The sequence below is a fragment of the Paraburkholderia sp. RL18-085-BIA-A genome, from assembly GCF_046027075.1.
Taxonomy (GTDB): Bacteria; Pseudomonadota; Gammaproteobacteria; order Burkholderiales; family Burkholderiaceae; genus Paraburkholderia.
The window spans coordinates 1-17,121 of sequence record NZ_JARESU010000159.1; the positions used below are offsets into that span (position 1 = coordinate 1).

Annotated in this window: 14 protein-coding genes and 1 pseudogene; 10 read left to right on the forward strand and 5 right to left on the reverse strand. The window is 61.0% G+C overall.

The window, feature by feature from the left end; all coding sequences use genetic code 11:
• Positions 1 to 65 precede the first annotated feature (65 nt).
• Together P0D89_RS44940 and P0D89_RS44945 are read right to left on the reverse strand one after the other, a co-directional pair.
• Positions 66 to 1,523 (reverse strand): NAD-dependent succinate-semialdehyde dehydrogenase, encoded by a 1,458-nt coding sequence (locus tag P0D89_RS44940; protein WP_408368458.1) that lies wholly within the window; start codon positions 1,521 to 1,523, stop codon positions 66 to 68.
• A gap of 11 nt (positions 1,524 to 1,534) precedes the next feature.
• Positions 1,535 to 2,293 (reverse strand): SDR family NAD(P)-dependent oxidoreductase, encoded by a 759-nt coding sequence (locus P0D89_RS44945; protein ID WP_408368456.1) that lies wholly within the window; start codon positions 2,291 to 2,293, stop codon positions 1,535 to 1,537.
• A 228-nt stretch (positions 2,294 to 2,521) separates the two neighbouring features.
• Between P0D89_RS44945 and P0D89_RS44950 the strand changes: the two genes are divergently transcribed.
• Entirely contained in the window at positions 2,522 to 3,253 is a 732-nt protein-coding gene (locus P0D89_RS44950) for an IclR family transcriptional regulator domain-containing protein (RefSeq protein ID WP_408368454.1), read from the forward strand.
• A 245-nt stretch (positions 3,254 to 3,498) separates the two neighbouring features.
• Here P0D89_RS44950 and P0D89_RS44955 read toward each other — a convergent pair whose 3' ends face one another.
• A complete protein-coding gene (locus tag P0D89_RS44955; protein WP_408368452.1) occupies positions 3,499 to 4,329 on the reverse strand; it encodes an IclR family transcriptional regulator domain-containing protein in 831 nt (276 codons plus the stop codon).
• Between the two features lie 122 nt (positions 4,330 to 4,451).
• On the opposite strand from P0D89_RS44955, the gene P0D89_RS44960 reads away from it, so the two are divergent.
• The 5 genes and pseudogenes from P0D89_RS44960 to P0D89_RS44980 all read left to right on the forward strand — a co-directional run bounded on the left by P0D89_RS44960 (position 4,452) and on the right by P0D89_RS44980 (position 7,405).
• Positions 4,452 to 5,723 carry an aromatic ring-hydroxylating dioxygenase subunit alpha gene (locus P0D89_RS44960; protein ID WP_408368450.1) on the forward strand — a complete coding sequence of 424 codons (1,272 nt, stop codon included), beginning with the start codon at positions 4,452 to 4,454 and terminating at the stop codon, positions 5,721 to 5,723.
• 2 nt (positions 5,724 to 5,725) lie between these two features.
• Positions 5,726 to 6,196: an aromatic-ring-hydroxylating dioxygenase subunit beta gene (locus P0D89_RS44965; protein ID WP_408368448.1), complete on the forward strand. Its 471-nt coding sequence runs from the start codon at positions 5,726 to 5,728 to the stop codon at positions 6,194 to 6,196.
• Positions 6,193 to 6,369 carry a terephthalate dihydrodiol dehydrogenase gene (locus tag P0D89_RS44970; protein ID WP_408368446.1) on the forward strand — a complete coding sequence of 59 codons (177 nt, stop codon included), beginning with the start codon at positions 6,193 to 6,195 and terminating at the stop codon, positions 6,367 to 6,369. Before P0D89_RS44965 ends, P0D89_RS44970 begins: the two co-directional genes overlap by 4 nt.
• Before the next feature lie 51 nt (positions 6,370 to 6,420).
• A pseudogene (locus P0D89_RS44975) lies at positions 6,421 to 6,522 on the forward strand (2Fe-2S iron-sulfur cluster-binding protein); the annotation flags it as partial.
• The gene (locus tag P0D89_RS44980; protein ID WP_408378661.1) at positions 6,512 to 7,405 is read left to right on the forward strand and encodes an FAD-binding oxidoreductase; all 894 of its coding nucleotides are present in this window, start codon (positions 6,512 to 6,514) and stop codon (positions 7,403 to 7,405) included. The pseudogene P0D89_RS44975 and the gene P0D89_RS44980, both read left to right, overlap by 11 nt.
• A 324-nt stretch (positions 7,406 to 7,729) precedes the next feature.
• Here P0D89_RS44980 and P0D89_RS44985 read toward each other — a convergent pair whose 3' ends face one another.
• Complete coding sequence (locus tag P0D89_RS44985) at positions 7,730 to 8,269, reverse strand: MarR family winged helix-turn-helix transcriptional regulator (RefSeq protein WP_408368442.1); 540 nt, start codon at positions 8,267 to 8,269, stop codon at positions 7,730 to 7,732.
• Between the two features lie 373 nt (positions 8,270 to 8,642).
• Between P0D89_RS44985 and P0D89_RS44990 the strand changes: the two genes are divergently transcribed.
• Both P0D89_RS44990 and P0D89_RS44995 read left to right on the forward strand, forming a co-directional pair.
• On the forward strand, positions 8,643 to 11,600 hold the full coding sequence (locus tag P0D89_RS44990; RefSeq protein ID WP_408368440.1) for a molybdopterin-dependent oxidoreductase: 2,958 nt from the start codon (positions 8,643 to 8,645) through the stop codon (positions 11,598 to 11,600).
• Positions 11,597 to 12,442 (forward strand): 4Fe-4S dicluster domain-containing protein, encoded by an 846-nt coding sequence (locus tag P0D89_RS44995; RefSeq protein WP_408368438.1) that lies wholly within the window; start codon positions 11,597 to 11,599, stop codon positions 12,440 to 12,442. Before P0D89_RS44990 ends, P0D89_RS44995 begins: the two co-directional genes overlap by 4 nt.
• Positions 12,443 to 12,738: 296 nt before the next feature.
• Here P0D89_RS44995 and P0D89_RS45000 read toward each other — a convergent pair whose 3' ends face one another.
• Entirely contained in the window at positions 12,739 to 13,737 is a 999-nt protein-coding gene (locus P0D89_RS45000; RefSeq protein ID WP_408368436.1) for an ABC transporter substrate-binding protein, read from the reverse strand.
• 422 nt (positions 13,738 to 14,159) lie between these two features.
• Here P0D89_RS45000 and P0D89_RS45005 point away from each other — a divergent pair, with 422 nt between their 5' ends.
• The gene (locus P0D89_RS45005) at positions 14,160 to 15,341 is read left to right on the forward strand and encodes a substrate-binding domain-containing protein (protein ID WP_408368434.1); all 1,182 of its coding nucleotides are present in this window, start codon (positions 14,160 to 14,162) and stop codon (positions 15,339 to 15,341) included.
• 496 nt (positions 15,342 to 15,837) lie between these two features.
• A complete protein-coding gene (locus tag P0D89_RS45010) occupies positions 15,838 to 16,785 on the forward strand; it encodes a 3-keto-5-aminohexanoate cleavage protein (RefSeq protein ID WP_408368432.1) in 948 nt (315 codons plus the stop codon).
• The last annotated feature ends 336 nt before the right edge of the window (positions 16,786 to 17,121 follow it).

The window sequence follows — 17,121 nt, forward strand, 5'->3', positions numbered from 1 at the left end:
CGGGTTGCCACTCATTTGTCCACCTCTTTCGCTCTCAACACAGCCTCCGTCGCCCCGCCTTTTTGTCAGGGCACCCGACTGGCCTGCGACACAAACTTGGTGACGAGGTAGGCATCGAACGTCTCACTGCCTCCTTCGCTGCCCATACCGCTATCCTTCACGCCACCCAGCGGCGTCTCTGGCAGTGCCAGGCCGAAATGGTTGATGCCGACCATTCCAGCCTCGATACGGCCAGCAACGTATTCGGCGGTCGCGATCGAACTGGTGAACACGTACGAGGCCAGGCCGTATGGCAGCGCGTTGGCACGTGACAAAACCTCCTCAGTGCTACTGAATTTCGTTACCGGCACAACGGGTCCGAACGGTTCCTCGACCATCAGGCGTGCGTCATCGGGCACGCCGGCGAGGATGGTCGGGGGGAAGAAGTAGCCTGTTTCAGGCAGACGGCTACCACCACAAACCAGCGATGCGCCGCGCTCCTGCGCGTCCGTCACCAGGGCCTGCATTGCTTCCACGCGGCGTTCGTGGGCCAGCGGTCCCATCTGGGTCTGGGGATCCAGCCCGTCTCCGACCCGTAGCGGCGCGTATTCGGCAGCGAAGGCATCCACGAACCGTTCATAGGCTTTTTCGTGCACGAAGAAACGGCTCGGTGCCATGCAGACCTGACCGGCATTGCGTGTCTTGGTACGGGCCAGAAAACGCGCTGTCTGTTCTACGTCGGAATCATCGAACACCAGCACCGGCGAGTGGCCGCCAAGTTCCATCGTCATGCGCTTCATCTGCCCGCTGGCCAGCGACGCCAGCTGTTTGCCGACAGAGATCGAGCCAGTGAAGGAAATCTTTCGCACCGCCGGCGCGTTGATGAGATGCCTGGAAACCTCGGACGGCACGCCCCAGACCACGTTGAGGCATCCCGCCGGCAAACCCGCATCGTGGAATATGCGCGCCAACGCCACCACTGCGCTTGGTGACTCCTCCGGACCCTTGAGTACTACCGTGCAGCCCGCGCCCAAGGCAGCGACCACCTTGCGCAGCGCCAGGTTGAACGGAAAGTTCCAGGGTGTGAACGCAGCGCAAACACCTATGGGCTCACGGGAGACCGTCTGCTGCACACCCGGCGTGCGCGCCGGGATCACGCGTCCATAAATACGCCGGCACTCCTCCGCATGCCATTCAGCGTGCTCAGCACAGCTTTGTACTTCCTGAATGGCTTCGGCCAAAGGCTTGCCCTGATCGAGCGTGATGTTACGGGCGATCTGCGGAGCTCGCTCCCGGATCAACGAGGCCACACGGCGCAGCAACGCTGAGCGTTCGATTGCCGGCGTGTGCCGCCAGACCTGGAATGCATTGGCCGCCGCGCTCACGGCGTCATCCAGATCCTCGCGCGTAGCGTGCGGCAAGCGGGCGAACGCGTTGCCGGTCGCGGGGTTGATCACGTCCTGTTCGGGCCGCCCATCGGCGCTCAGAAAACGGCCACCGATGTAGAGGGCGAGTACTTCGTAATGTGCGGTCGAGGTGTCCATGGCTGCCTGGCTCAGAGGAATACACTACCGCCGTCGACGGCGAGGGTCTGCCCGGTGACAAAGTCCGAGCCATCACTGACCAGGTACGCCAGCGCCGCCACGAGGTCGGCCGGCACCTGATCGCGCTGGATACAGCGGCCAGTAGTACGGGCGTTTTCACCAATGCGGTCTTGCAGATCGGTCTGCAGCACGCCGTCGCTTAGCGTGAAGCCCGGGGCAATCGCATTGACCGTAATGCTGTCCTTCGCCAGTTCTCGCGCAAGTGAGCGCGTGAAGGCAATCACGGCCCCCTTGCTGGCCACATAGTGCGCCATATTCGGCGGCGCCTTGATTGGCACGGTGGAAGCGATGTTTACCACGCGCCCCCGGCCGCTTTGGCGCAGTTGCGGCAACACCGCTTTGGCACAGTTAAATGGGCCCAGCGTGTTGACTTCCATCACCCGCATCCATTCCTGATTGGTGATCTGCTCAAACGGTTTGAGCGTCAGGGTGGTAAATAGCGCGGCGTTATTGATGAGGCCATCGATTCCGCCGAACTCCGAAACTGCTGCGGCCGCCATAGCAGCGACATCCGCCTCGCTGACGACGTCCGTGCGCACTCCGATCGCTTGATGTCCGGACTCACGAAGCCGTGCCGCGGCCTCTTCGGCGCCACGCAGGTCGGCGATGACGACACGGTGCCCCAACTGTGCAAGGTGTTCGCTGAACGCATAGCCAATGCCGCTAGCACCGCCAGTGACAATAAGGCACTTGGGTAATTCAGGTTTCATGGTTTCCTTCGCAAATCAGTAGACTTCTGATAACAATGAATGAGCCAGGTTTCACCCAGGAATCGCGGCCCCGTTTGCAGGTATTTCGCTACATACCCAATCAGATGTCAAAGATCCCGGCTACAATTTCCGCATACCGGACGTTTGTACGGAATCCGAATTTCGCGAGGGTTTATGACGTCTCACGCGGGCGGGAAAGAATCACGGGAAAGCGAACCGGAATACGTGATGGGGCTCGAAAAAGGGTTGTCCATCATCGAAGCATTCGGTATGAACAAGGGGCCGTTGACAGTGACACAGGCGGCGGAGATAACCGGCCATACAAAGGGCTCGGTACGACGCAGCTTACTGACGCTATGCAGGCTGGGCTATGCCGCGCAGGATGGTCACAGTTTTGTCCTGGCACCGCGCGCGTTGAGGCTGGGCTACGCGTATGTCGTCTCAGATCCGCTGGCCAAGGTCGCACAACCTATCCTGGAGATCACCAGCGAACGCACGCAAGAGGCTGCCTCTATCGCCGTGCTGGATTCGCAGGACGCAGTCTTCGTCGCGCGCTCAACGCATCGGCGCAGCCTGTCCAGCGGTTTGGGTGTTGGCTCGCGCTTGCCTGCCTACTGCAGTGCCACAGGGCGCGTTCTGCTGTCGAGCCGACCACCGGCCGAGGTGAGATTCATGCTGAACAGAATGGCACGTCCTGCTCTCACGCCTCACACCCGTACTACGACCAGCAGCATCATGAAAGAGATCGAATTCGTAGGCAAACACGGGTACGCCATCATTGATGAAGAACTGGAGATCGGTATTCGGTCAATCGCCGTTCCGATCTGCAACGCAGCTGGCGAAATGGTTGCAGCCATGAGCCTTTCTGTGTCGACAAGCCGCATGACGCGCGAAGGCGTAGTGGAACACCTGCTGCCAGAACTTGAATTCGCACGCCGCCACTTTGCCGCCCTGTTGTAGCGCTCCGCCTCTCCTGCCAGGCCGAAGTTTTAACTAACCGGCGGCGCGGACAGGCGCGTCTGGACCACAGGTCACCTGCCACCGTTGCGCCGCGGTCCTACCCGCTCAGGCTAACTGACTGGCCTGTTGGCTACCGCGCTGGTTCCGATCGGCACCAGCGCGCCTGAGTGGCGTCCACCATACATCAGGAGACGTCGGCGGTCGGGAGTACGCCTCGCGGCCGGATGCGCGGATCGCCAGTTGGCCTATAGCGAGCGTTGCACGCGCCCGGCCGTTTCACGTAGCGTTGGCAAGAAGTCTTCTCGCAACGTTTCGACGCTCACGCGCCCTGAAAATACGCTCACGCTCAGCGCCGCCACGATCTCCCCGGCGCTGTTTTTCACCGGTACCGCCATCGCCGACATGCCGATTTCCAGCTCCTCGTCGCTGATCGCGTAGCCCTCCTCTGCCGCACGCCGGATCGCCATCAGCACGCCATCGAGATTTGCCACTGTGCGATTGGTGAGCCGCTTCATGGGGACGCTCTCGAGGTGCGCGCGCACCTGCTGTTCGGGCAGGCCGCCTAGCAGTACGCGTCCTGTGGCTGAGCAATACGCGGGCAGCCGGCCACCGAGCTTCACGCCCGTCGACACGATACGGACCGCCTCGGCGCGGGCGATGAACACCGCATAACCCTCGTCCAGAACGGCCAGCGAGATGGACTCCTGTAGCGTGTCACGCGCACTTGCCAGCAGCGGCTGCGCAATCTGCGGTAGCGACGACGTGCTGAGGTAGGCACCACCCAGCCGTAGCATGCGCGGCAGCGGCGTGAAGAACTTACCGTCGTGCGCGAGATAGCCGAGCTCCACGAGCGTCAGCAGGCAGCGCCGCGCCGCGGGGCGGCTCAGGTCAGCCAGATGCGCCGCATCCGAAACGGTCATGCGCGTGGTGTTCGCGCCGAACGCCTCGATGATCGCCAGCCCCTTGGCGAGCCCTCCCATGCCTTCTTTTGCGCGGGCCTGGATTGTCCCGGCGCCGCCCTCGACGGACGACAAGGCGCCGTCCTCTGTATTGACAGGACTTTTGATGGGTGTCATATTGGTTCTAATATCGAACAATGTACGATATTCGAACACACCCGGGCGGGGTTGTCAACGACAGTCCCGCCTCGTTCCCCGGCAATCGGCATCTGGCAAATGCCTGCAACGGAGTCAGCACCTTGAACATCATCCCCATCCAGCCGGCGCGCCGCGCCAGCATCGAGTGGCCCGCCGAGGGCGTTACGCGCGTGCCCTACGCGCTGTTCCAGAGCGACGAAGTCTATGCGGACGAGCAGGAAGCGATCTTTCGTGGTCCGAACTGGAGTTATCTGTGCCTCGAAGCCGAGGTGCCGAATCCGGGCGACTTCCGCAGCACGTTCGTCGGCGATGCTCCCGTGGTGGTCACGCGTGACGCGGACGGCGAACTCTATGCATTCGAAAACCGCTGCGCGCATCGTGGTGCGATGGTTTGCCTGGAAGACGAGGGAAACGCGAAGGACTTCAGCTGCGTCTACCACGCCTGGACCTACAACCTGCAGGGCGATCTTCTCGGCGTCGCGTTCCGGGATGGCATCAACGGCCAGGGCGGCATGAAAGAAGACTTCTGCCTTGACGATCACGGCCTGCGCAAGCTGCGCGTGGCGACGCTGCACGGTCTCGTATTCGGCAGCTTCTCCGACGACGTGCCGCCGCTCGACGAATACCTCGGCGAGGAGATCGTCGAACGCGTCGCGCGCGTGCTTGAAAACCGCACGCCCGTCGTGCTCGGCCGCTTCACGCAGATGCTGCCGAACAACTGGAAACTTTATTTCGAGAACGTCAAGGATTCCTATCATGCAAGCATCCTGCATCTGTTCTTCACGACCTTCCAGTTGAACAAGCTGTCGCAGCGCGGCGGCATCATCGTCGACCCCAGCGGCGGACATCACGTCAGCTATTCAGCAGTCGATCACGCGGCCGAAGCGGCGACGCAGGCGGCCACGAACGACTACGCGGGCCAGAAGATCCGCTCCGAGAGCGGACACCAACTCGAAGACACGTCGGTGCTCGCGGGCACCGACGAGTTCGGCGACGGCATCACGCTGCAGATTCTTTCAGTGTTTCCGGGCTTCGTGCTGCAGCAGATCCAGAACGCCATCGCGGTGCGCCAGATCCTGCCCCGCGGCGCGCGCCAGACCGAACTGAACTGGATCTATCTCGGCTTCGAGGACGATACGCCCGGGTTGCGGGAAATGCGTCTACGCCAGTCGAATCTCGTGGGGCCGGCCGGCTATGTCTCGATGGAAGACGGCTGCGTGGGCGGATTCGTGCAGCGCGGCATCGACGGGGCGAGCGACGCACGCTCGGTGATCGAGATGGGCGGCGACGGCACGACCAGCAGCGCGAGCCGGGTGACGGAAGCCTCGATTCGCGGCTTCTGGAAGGCCTACCGTAACGCAATGGGATATTGACGATGACGCAGGACATCCATCAACTGATCGCCCGCGCGCAGGCCGAATACGTGCGCTGCATCGACGACGGCGATCTCGGGCAGTGGCCCGGGTTCTTCACCACGTCGTGCGTGTACAGGGTCACGACCGCCGACAACCATCGCCGCGGCCTCGTGGGCAGCATGATCTACGCAGCCTCGCACGGGATGCTGGTCGACCGGGTCGCGTCGCTGCGCGACGCCAATATCTATGAACGGCACGTCTACCGCCATTTGCTCGGTCAGCCGTACGTGATCAACGACGACGGCGCCGAGACGCGCAGCGAAACCTCGTTCATGGTCGCGCGCATCATGCGCGACGGGACCACCGACCTGTTCGCGACGGGCCGCTATTGCGACGTGTACGTGCGCGACGAGGCGGGCGTGCGGTTGCGCGAGCGCGTCGTCGTGTGCGACAGCTCCCGTATCGACACGCTGCTCGCGTTGCCGTTATGACGCCCGTGAACCTGCCCGGACGGGCGCGCGCGATGGCGGTGGGCGTGATCTTTTCGAGGGCCGGTCACGGCTGCGGTTTCGGCGCCACGGGCGAATCGCGCTCGGACCCGGCGCCGCTGCCCGGCATGCGCGGCCTCGTCACGACGGGCACGTTGCTCGCGCCTGCCGGCTGATCCGCCCCGAACTTCGCCCAACACCGGCTGACAATGCATCGAGGTCATATCATGGATTTTCGTATTTCCGTCGCTGACAGCGACATCACGTTCCCGTGCGCGGCCGGCGAAACCGTGCTCGACGCCGCCGAACGCGCCGGCTATGCGGTGCCGTACTCGTGCCGCAAGGGCGTCTGCGCATCCTGCGAAGGAGGCCTCGTGGCAGGCGGAGGGCGTTCGCAGGTGCAGGGCACAGTGGTGGGGCCGGCCGAGCGCGCTGCTGTGCTGCCTGCGCCCCGACACGGACCTGACGATCGCGCCGCGTCGCATCGAGAAGCGCGACCCCGTCGCGCGCAAAACACTCGATGCCTCCGTGTACCGCATCACTCAACCTGCCGCCGACGTCAGCATCCTGCAGTTGCGGCTGCCCGCGGGCGTTCGTGCGAAGTTCGATGCCGGCCAGTATCTGCAGATCGAGCTGGAAGACGGTACGCGGCGCAACTATTCAATGGCGAATGCGCCGCACGAAAACGACAGCGTGCAGTTGCACGTGCGTCACGTGCCCGGCGGCCGGTTCTCCGAAGGCGTGCTGGGCCGCATCGCGAAGGGCGACAGGCTGCGCATTGAGCTGCCGTTCGGAGAGTTCACGCTGCGCGAAGGGTCGGACAGGCCCGCCGTGCTGCTCGCGACAGGCACGGGGTTCGCGCCGGTGAAGGCGATCGTCGAAGACGCCCTCAAGCGCAAGCTCGAACGGCCGCTGCATCTGTACTGGGGCGCGCGCCGAGCTGATGACCTCTATCTCGCGGCACTCGCGCAGAAATGGCACGCTAGTGGCCGCGTAAAGTTCGTACCGGTGCTATCCGAAGCTGACGAGGCGTGGACGGGCCGGCGCGGCTTCGTGCATGAGGCGGTGCTCGAAGACTTCGGCACGCTCGCGGGATATGAAGTGTACGCATGCGGCAACCCGTCGATGACGAGCGCCGCGCACGACACCTTCGTGAAGGCCGGTTTGCCCGAAGACGACTTCTTCTGCGACGCGTTCGTCCATACCGGCTGACGCGTCTGAATCCGTGCCCGACAGCGCCTGACGTTTCCACGATACGGTGCCTGCCACAGCCTCTCAAAGCGAACGATGGCGCACCTGACAATCGGCGCCATGCTCAACGGCCGGAATGCCGCTTCCCGGTCGAGGTCGAAGATTCGCCGACGCTGCGGGGCCATAATCGGCAAGGAGACTATTCGGCATCAGACACTGCCTGAACACCTCACCTTCGCCACAATCCTACCCTCGAAGCGCTGCCTCGCGGCCCTTCAATCTATTTCCCTCTTCAACTGGATAGCGACCACGCACGTCGCAAACGCAATGATCCGCTCAAAGCCATCAGTCTAAGGTCGTATCATCCTGGGACATCCGAATCAGATTCTTCTCAATCTGGTGCGCGACCTTCCAGAACACCTGCATATCCCGCGGAGAAATTCCGTCGAGCGAGGTCGAAAACATCTCCACAAGCTGCGGCAACATGTCGTCGACCAGGCGCCTGCCCTCGTCCTTAAGACTGACGTAATACTTCCTCCTATCTTTAGGATCTCGAATTCTTTGTACCAGCCCGCGCTTTTCCAGGTTGTCGAGTGCCGGCACTGCGGTCGTCGAGGCAATCCCCACTCGCTTACTTAATTCGAGCTGATTCAACTCGCCGCGCTCGGCGAGTACGCGGAGGTAGTACCAATACGCAATGGCAAGGTTTTCTCTATCGAGAATTTTCTGGCCCTGTGCATCATAGAGCCGACGTACCGTCTTGGCCATCCACGGCACAGTTCGGCCACGCTCATCAAAAAGTTCGGGCGACATTTTCGCGGCTGCCTCGCCTGGCGGCTCGCGGTCCGAAGTTGCCTTGGCGACACCGGGATTCGACTTGGGCATTTCCTCATTCCTTTATGTAGGGGCGAACGGGGGAGATTTCCGGGCGCCGAATAGCGGGTACTCAGGGCATCCCCATCCTAGGGGCACTTGACATTATTTATACCAAACAATATCATTCGATATAGGTTTATTTTTTGTAGAATCATTTCTACACAAATGATACGTTGTAAGCAAGATCATACAACGTGATCGGCCACTGCGTCCCGCCGCGCCGCAAAATTCGCTGATCAGGGTGCAATGCGGAACGGCCTGGACCGATGTCGCGGATCGTTCCGCAAACACGGAGACACAGGTAGCCGGCTGATCGACCGATGCCTGACCGGCAGTCGCAGGGTCTAATCAAAGCGCAGTTCTGCTTAGGGGTGACATTCTCATGCAGCGAAGAATCCTCGTACTTATCCTCTGGCTCATGCCGACCGTCCTGCGTATTGCGGCCCGCAAGTTCCCGTCCATGCGCGCGCATCTGGCCACAGGGAGTGGCGTCATCCAGCTACGGCTCAGAGACAACAGCCTCTCGAGGCAGCTCCATTTCCGAAACGGCACCGTGTCGGGGAGCTGGGGTGTGAATCCCAAACCCGACGCCGAGCTTGTCTTCATGGATGTGGCAACAGCGCGCCAGATGCTCGCGCCGAACACCGATCATGCGTTCCTGATCGATGCGCTCAAGAACTTCAAGATCACGCAGGGAGGAAGCGATCAGAAGCTCGTGTGGTTCGGCCAGCTCGTCAACACGATGAAGACGGCTGCGTGGCGCAAGGGCATGCTGATGAAGGACGGGACCACGCGTTACGTCACACTCACCAATGGCGGACCCGTGTTCGTCTTCGTCAAGGACGACAAGATCGTCCGCACCACGCCCATCGATCTCGAAGAGGAAGATGGACCGAGTTGGAGTATCACGGCGAGAGGTCGCCGGTTTTCGCCCGCACGGCGCGCGACGGTCAGCCCGCACGCGCTCTCCCTCAAATCGCTCGTGTACTCCGACAAGCGCCTCCTCTATCCGATGAAGCGCGTCGACTTCGACCCCAATGGCGAACGCAATCCCCAGAATCGCGGGATCTCGGGCTATGAACGCATCAGTTGGGACGACGCGCTCGATATCGTCGCTGGCGAAATCCGCCGCATGAAGAAAGACTACGGCCCCGGGGCCATAGCCATGGTCACGGGCGCACACCACCAGTGGGGGAACATCAACTACTACCTGAGCGCGATGCTGCGCTTCGGTAACCTGATCGGCTTTACCCGCGTCGAACCGAGTCCGATCAGTTGGGAAGGCTGGTACTGGGGGGCCATGCATCACTACGGCAACAGCCTGCGCCTGGGCACGCCGAGCTTTTACGGCACGACCGACGACTGCCTTCAGCATGCCGAGGTAATCGTGTTCTGGTCGAGCGATCCCGAATCGACCAGTGGTGTCTATGGCGGATTCGAAGGCACCGAGCGCCGGCTGTGGGCCAAGCAGCTCGGCATCGAGTTCGTGCATATCGATCCCTATCTGACGCACTCCGCTCAGTTCCTGGGCGGGAAATGGCTGCCGATCAAGCCTGGTACCGACTCGGCGCTCGCGATCGCGATCATGCATGAATGGATGACCAGCGGCAGCTACGATAAGGAATACGTGGCATCGAAAACGACTGGCTTCGACGAATGGCGTGCCTACGTTCTCGGCGAAGAGGACGGCGTACCCAAGACGCCGGATTGGCAAGAAGCGGAAACCGGGGTGCCCGCCAAGGATGTCCGCAGTCTCGCGCAGTTGTGGGCGTCAAAGAAGACCTATCTCGCGGCTGGCGGCCTGGGCGCAGGCTTTGGTGGCGCATGCCGCACCGAGACGGGTGCTCAATGGGCGCGAAGCGTCGTCATGATGATGGCGATGCAGGGGTGGGGAAAACCGGGGATCAACTTCGGCAATTTGCAGATCGGTGCGCCGCAGGACCTCAATTTTTACTTTCCTGGGTACGCCGAGGGCGGAATCTCGGGCGATCTGAACAACACTGCGAGCGCGGCCAATAATTACTGCCGCATGCCTCACATCATCACGATCAACCCGGTGAAGCAGACCGTCCCCCGGCAACGGCTTGCCGAAGCCATCGTGGAGGGACACTCGCAAGGTTACGCGTGGGACGGCTTCTCGATCGAGGGACAATTTGCCGAATACTCGTATCCGAGACCGGGCCATTCCCGCATCCACATGCTGTACCGCTACGGCTCGTCCTCGTTCGGCACAACGCCGGGATCGAACAGGCTCGTTGAAGCGTATCGTCATTCGTCGCTCGAATTTATCGTGAACCAGTCTATCTGGATGGAGAACGAAGCCCAGTTCGCAGACATCATTCTGCCTGCGTGCACCGCGCTCGAACGTGATGACATCTCCGAATGGGCCAACTGCGGCGGCTACATCCAGCATGCACAGAGCCAGCTCAATCACCGTGTGGTGACCATGCAGCACAAATGCATCGAGCCCCTCGGCGAATCGAAGTCGGACTATCAGATCTTTCTGGACATCCTGACAAGGCTTGGATACGGCGGGATGTTCTCGGAAGGCGGTTGCTCCGAACTGGCCTGGTGCGAGCGGATGTTCAATTCAACGGATTTGCCCAAGCAGACCACCTGGAAGAAGTTCCTGCGAAAAGGCTATCACGTCGTGCCGCCGCCGAAGGACGACGACCAGCCGCCTGTCGACATGCGCTGGTTTGCGGAAGACCGTCCGAAGGATCTGCCGGAGCCGAATCCGCTTCCTGGCACGTATTCGGTCGGCTTCGGAAACGGGCTGCCGACGCAGTCAGGCAAGTTCGAGTTCGTGCCGTCGAGCCTGCGTCGCATCGAACAGCTTGATCCCGCAAGGCCGGCCGTCAATCGATACATCAACCGCGCCAGCACCGCGAAGCAACCGTTTCCGCTGCAGCTCGTGACCAATCATCCTGTCTACAGCTTCCATACGCATGCGGACGGGAAGAACAGTCACGTCAGCACGATCGACGAGCACCGGATGGAGATCGGCGGGTATCGATATTGGGTCCTGCGAATGAGTTCGCGGGATGCGGAGGCTCGAGGCATACAGCGTGGCAATCTGGTTCGGGTCTATAACTCGCAGGCGTCGGTCATCTGTGCCGTGGACGTTTCCGAGCTCGTCAAGGCGGGAGTGACACGCGGCAACGAGTCGTGTGCCGAGCTCGACCTGATCGAGACTTCGATGGGCCTGGTCGATCGGGGAGGCTGTCTCAATCTCCTGACACCAGGTGGAAAAATGAGTCCGACCGCGGACGGGATCATGCCCAATACTTGCTGGGTGGAGGTGGAAAAATGGGACTCAAAACTCGAGAAGGCAGCGTGAGCGGCTGGGCGCTGGTCGTTGACGTTTCACTCTGCATCAATTGCAGAAACTGCGTCCTGGCAACCAAGGATGAGTACAGCGGCAATGCCTTTCCGGGTTATTCCGCGCCTCATCCGCCGGAAGGCCTGGAAACAATCCGGATCGAACGTCACGTTCGCGGAGAGGGCTCGCTCGTCGATGTCACCTATATCCCGAAGACCTGTAATCACTGTGACAACGCACCCTGCGTCAAAGCGGCACCGGACGGCGCGATCTACAAGCGTCCGGACGGCGTCGTCGTGATCGACCCGGTCAAGTCGCATGGCCGGCGCGATCTGGTCGGGACATGCCCTTATGGCATGATCGAATGGAACGAACAGGAACAGGTGCCGCAGAACTGGAACTTCGACGCTCACCTGCTCGACGCCGGCTGGAAAGAGCCGCGCTGCGCGCAAGCCTGCCCTACCAAGGCGATCCGTGCGGTGAATGTCGCCGACGCTCAATTGGCGGAAATGGTCGAGAAAGAGCATCTGTCCGTCATTCGCCCCGAGCTGGGCACCAGGCCGCGCGTCTTCTACAAGCATCTGGACGATGCGCTCAGCCATCTGGTGGCGGGCAACGTCTGCGAAGACCTGGGTGGCGGTCAACTGCGCAATCTGGCGGACGCCGAAGTTGTCCTGCGCGACTCCTCCGACGGACGCGAATCCACGACAAGGACCGACCATTTCGGCGACTTCCGATTCTCCGGGCTGATGGCGCCGTCCTCGCGTATCGAGGTGCGGGTGCGAAAGGACGGAACGGAAAAGGTCCTCGCTACAAGAGACCGTGCCGGAAGCGTCAACCTCGGCACGCTAGTCTATTGAAATGAGGGTTCCTCGAATGAGCGCGAAACACCGGACATACGCGATGAACACCGCTACCCGAGCTGCCCGGTGGCATGTTCGGTCATGCTCATGCGCTGCTTGAAATCGATGGTCGCGAGCCTGGCTCTCATTTCAAGGACCCGCGTGCACCGCCGCCGGCGGGCACGCTGCGCTGACGGCTAGCCGGCGCGCCTCGCGACGGGATTCCGGGCCTTGTGCGGATCGGGGACAAGAACGACGTGCCGGGGCAAGCGCGCCTGGCAACGCGCTGCCCCGAATGAAATCAGGTAGACGAATCAGATTTTGAAGCTTTCGAGGCTCGCAGGGTGAAATAGCTCGTGCGGCTGTAACCGACGGCTGGAAAGTCCCTCCGCATAATGCCGGGCAAGGAAGCGATCGATAGTCCGCTCGTTTTCGGCAAAGCCGTATGGCCAGAAATCGAAGCCCATCAGCTTGCGCGCCGCCCGCAGCTGGTCTTCGACGAACGGCAAGGTCACTTTGGTTGCACCGGTCTCGCTGAGCCGTGCGAGCGCGAGGGCCTTCGATTTCTCGAATGCCTTCACGAGTGCACCCGGCAGCCACGGATGCTGATCGGCGAGCGTCTTTCTGACACCGAGCGTATGCATGATCGGAAACAACTTTGTGCGCGCATACCAATCGGCCGCAGTCTTGTGCGGATCGTCGAAGAGATACCGAACCTGCGGATGGCCCTGGTCAAAGCAGGAAGGCGCACGCGGCCCGATGACGGCGTCGATCTTCCCCGCCGCCAGAAGTCCGGAGATGGTTTCGCCTTCGGGGGCGTCTTCCAGCCTGATGTCACCGGGCAAGTTCAGCGCGATCTTTTCGACTCTGGCCGGATCTTCATAGCCGCCGCGCACCCAGGTCACGTCCGATGCCTTGACGCCATACTCCTCTTCAAGAAAGAGACGAACCCAGACGTTGGCGGTGAGCTGGTACTCGGGTACCCCAATGCGCTTTCCCTTCAGATCTTCAGGCTTCTCGATCCCCCGGTCCGCTCGCACGTAGATCGACGTATGACGGAACGCCCGCGACGGAAAGACGGGCACGGCGATATAGGACGACTCGCCCGCAGCCGTCTTGACCGAGTAGCTACTGAGCGAGAGCTCGCAGATGTCGTAGTCGGCGTGCCGAAACGCGCGAAAGAAGATCTCCTCAGGCTCCTGCAGCATGAAGACCGGATCTACGCCGTCGATCTGAATGTCCCCATCGATGAGCGGCCGCATGCGGTCATAGTTGCCAACGGCGATCGACAGCCGAAGCTTTTGATTTCCCATTACCTCTTCTCCTTGTTGCGAAACAATCGAAACGAAAGCGTCAGGCACGGCTCCAGCCACGCGGGCCGGGAGGTCGGTCAGATCTACCTCACGTGATCCTATATCGCATGATCCTACGAAGCATTATCCATGTCAAGAATCGTGGAAGATCACTATCCGGTCTCGTTTTCAGCCTGTGAGGATGCGCTGCACCCGTCGCGTCCACGTGCTCCGTTGCCAGGGACTTTCCCCAGGGTGCTTGACTTCATTCATCCCAAAACACATTATTCGATATAAATCTATCGTTCATCGTATGGCTTAACTTAGGATCACGTATCAATGCCGACACAGGAAAATTCCATTTTTCTGATCGGCTCATTACTCATCCATCACCCACGGCGAGGATCACCATGTTCTTCAAGCGTCGCGCATCACAAACTGCAGTGCAAAAACTGCAAAGTCCGATCGTTGTGCACGAGACTACGCCCGCTCATCAACGCGGCATCAAGAACCGGCGCGATCTTCGATACTGGCTAGGGAAGATGCTCGTCTCAACTACGCAAATATGCGCCGGCGTGCTTCTTTCCACGGGTTTGATCTGTACCGCTGCCCACGCGGCGGAAGATTCCATCACGAACCGTCAAGGCGACATCACACCGATGTGCGGCACGAAGCCGATGATCGTCGGCGTGTCGGACGGCTACGGTGGCAATACTTGGCGCAAGACCGGCCTCGCGGAAGTCAAGGACGAGCTGAGTCGGTGCAAGAACGTCACGCGGATCATCTACAGCAACGCCAACGGCGACGCCCAGAAGGCGAACTCCGATATCAACAGCATGGTGGCGCAGGGCATCAACGTCCTCATTCTGCTTCCAGACTTCGGTGCGGTGCAGCTTCCCGCAATGCGGGCGGCCATGAAAGCGGGCGTCGCGGTCGTCCCGTACTCGGCTCAGGTCGCTGGCACACCTGGCCGTGACTACGTCATCAACGTGGTGGGCGATACGCAGCAGATCGGTGTCATGTGGGCTGACTGGCTCGGAACCACACTCAAGAACGGAAATGTCGTGTTCATGGGTGGCTCGCCCGGCGCGACCACCTCCAAAAACTTCATGGACGGTCTGAGAAGCGGACTCAAGAAATACCCGGGTCTGAAATTGCTCAATGAGCAGTACATCGTGACGAACTGGAATCCCGTCGACGCCCAGAAGGCCACGGTCGGTCTCATCGCGCAGTATCCGAAGATCGACGCCATCGTGACGGACGGTGGCGAAACCGCGCTGGCCGCCGTAAAGGCATTCGAACAGGCGCACCTTCCAGTCCCCGCCATCGCGACGATCGCAAGCGACAACCAGGTGAATTGCCATTTTGTCGCGGCGAAGCAGGCGGGCAAACCGTATCCCTATTACACACTCGACGGCACGACGACTTACGTGCGCTTTGCGGTACGCCAGGGCGTAGCTGCCTACCAGGGAACCGTCAACAAGGAGTCCCCTTCGATCCTTCCGTTCCCGTATGCGGACAGCGCGAAGGGGCTCGACCCGAAGTGCGACCCCACGGCACCACCGGATGCCGACCTCACATCTGCGCTCCCGCCGGAGAAGCTGAAGGCCGTGTTCGAGCGTTGATAGCCGATGAGTTTGCGATCTGCAAGGACAGGGTACCTACGACACTGAAGGGCTTTGCGAGCGGCAGATCGTCGAACTCATTGTCAATTCACGGGCGGCTGAAGCCCCTGGGGCATGCCTGCTGCCGAACAGGTTGCCAGTTCACGGCCCCGTCGCGAGGGGCTCCTCAAAGTGATCCGGTACGTCGATCAACGTTGAGATGACGTGGTCATTCGTTCATGCCTCGACAAATGGTCACCGACAGGCGGCACAGAACCGTCGCCCACGCGCCCTTCATCAGGATATTCCCTGGGTTCCTTGACTTCATTCGTTCTATGTCGCATGATTCTTTATAAATCGATTGTTGATGGAATTATCTTATTGCAAACGATTTAATTGCGAGAGGGGCCAGCTCCACAGCCTCTCCGGCGCGACCCGGCAAAACCTCTCCAATTTGATTGCCGTGGGTTCGGAAGATTTGCGAACCTAAATTCACTACCTGTTTCGAGGGATCATCATGATCGAAAAACTGCCACTCTGGGAAGCCGCCAAACGCGAATTGGAGGAGTACCAGTTCATTGCAGGGGCCGAGTTGCAGCCCAAGTGGGACGTGTCGGAGAAGGTCGCAATCAACGCCGCGGTCTCCGGCCGCTTTGAAGACACGTCGTCCTTCCAGGCGTACGTGGATGAAGCGACCAGCGTGATCGAGGCCGGCGCTTGCGGCGTGCACATCGACTTCTCGTTCATGACCGACGCACAGGGGCGCCGCATGGATCGTGACATCCTGCCCGTCGAGGCCTACAAGCAGGTTATCGAGCCGCTGCGCGCCCGCTTCGGCAACGATTTCGTGACGAACGTGAACGTGCTGAACGGCACGACGTTCGATATGTGCCTGAGTCCCGCTCGCGAAGGCCTGACTGAAGTCGCGCCGTGCGCGCCGGGCCATCCGGAGGCCTTTGCGTTGCCGGCAGTCACAACGCTCGAGGAATTAGGCGTCAAGCCCGAGCTGGCGGTCCACAGCTCCGGCGAAATCGAGCTTGCCAAGCGCAAGCTGATCGATACCGGCATTCTCAAGAAGCCGTACAACTGGCTGATCCTCTACGGCCTGCCGTTCAACGTCGGCCGCACGCTGGTGTCGGGCACCTGGGTGAGCGACGCCCAGGATATGACGCAACACATGTTCCTGATGGTCGACCAGATTCGCAAGATCGATCCGACCTCGGTCATCAGCGTCTGCGCGGCGGGCCGCGCATCGCTCTATATGACCACCCTCGCCACCATGATGGGTCTGCATATCCGCGTCGGCACGGAAGACACGCCGTGGAAGTACCCGAACAGCGACGAGCGCCTCCAGAGCAATCTCGAGATGTTCCAGATGGCGAAGGACATCGCCGGCCTGCTCGGCCGCAAGCCGGCAACGGCGAATGAGTACCGGCAACTGATCGGCAAGCCGGCCCGGACTTAAAAGGATTGCGCGGGTCATGACCGCGCAAGCGGACAGCGGCGCAGGCACGACGTGAGTGGGCGACGGCTGCGAAGATCAGCGCAGACGAACCCCGCTCCGCGCGGCCGAAACCGCTGTAGCGCGTTGCATACGGGGCGACGTCCTCGTGCCTCACGAAGGAAGTCGTCAGGTCCTCCGGGATGAACAGGTGCGCGACCGCGATGGCTTTTGTTTGCGCATGAAGGGGCGTGCAGCCCGAAGCCCTGCTCAGGGAGCACATGGCGGGCGCAAGATCAGGTCTATTGTGAATGTGAGCGTCCGAGAGCAAAAGGAGAGTGACAAATGAGTGGCAAGCCA

Excerpts from the sequence above, each read along its gene's own strand:
- P0D89_RS44940 (WP_408368458.1), bottom strand. The coding sequence starts at position 1,523 with ATGGACACCTCGACCGCACATTACGAAGTACTCGCCCTCTACATCGGT.
- P0D89_RS44945 (WP_408368456.1), bottom strand. The coding sequence starts at position 2,293 with ATGAAACCTGAATTACCCAAGTGCCTTATTGTCACTGGCGGTGCTAGC.
- P0D89_RS44950 (WP_408368454.1), top strand. The coding sequence starts at position 2,522 with ATGGGGCTCGAAAAAGGGTTGTCCATCATCGAAGCATTCGGTATGAAC.
- P0D89_RS44955 (WP_408368452.1), bottom strand. The coding sequence starts at position 4,329 with ATGACACCCATCAAAAGTCCTGTCAATACAGAGGACGGCGCCTTGTCG.
- P0D89_RS44965 (WP_408368448.1), top strand. The coding sequence starts at position 5,726 with ATGACGCAGGACATCCATCAACTGATCGCCCGCGCGCAGGCCGAATAC.
- P0D89_RS44970 (WP_408368446.1), top strand. The coding sequence starts at position 6,193 with ATGACGCCCGTGAACCTGCCCGGACGGGCGCGCGCGATGGCGGTGGGC.
- P0D89_RS44980 (WP_408378661.1), top strand. The coding sequence starts at position 6,512 with ATGCGGTGCCGTACTCGTGCCGCAAGGGCGTCTGCGCATCCTGCGAAG.
- P0D89_RS44985 (WP_408368442.1), bottom strand. The coding sequence starts at position 8,269 with ATGCCCAAGTCGAATCCCGGTGTCGCCAAGGCAACTTCGGACCGCGAG.
- P0D89_RS44990 (WP_408368440.1), top strand. The coding sequence starts at position 8,643 with ATGCAGCGAAGAATCCTCGTACTTATCCTCTGGCTCATGCCGACCGTC.
- P0D89_RS45000 (WP_408368436.1), bottom strand. The coding sequence starts at position 13,737 with ATGGGAAATCAAAAGCTTCGGCTGTCGATCGCCGTTGGCAACTATGAC.
- P0D89_RS45010 (WP_408368432.1), top strand. The coding sequence starts at position 15,838 with ATGATCGAAAAACTGCCACTCTGGGAAGCCGCCAAACGCGAATTGGAG.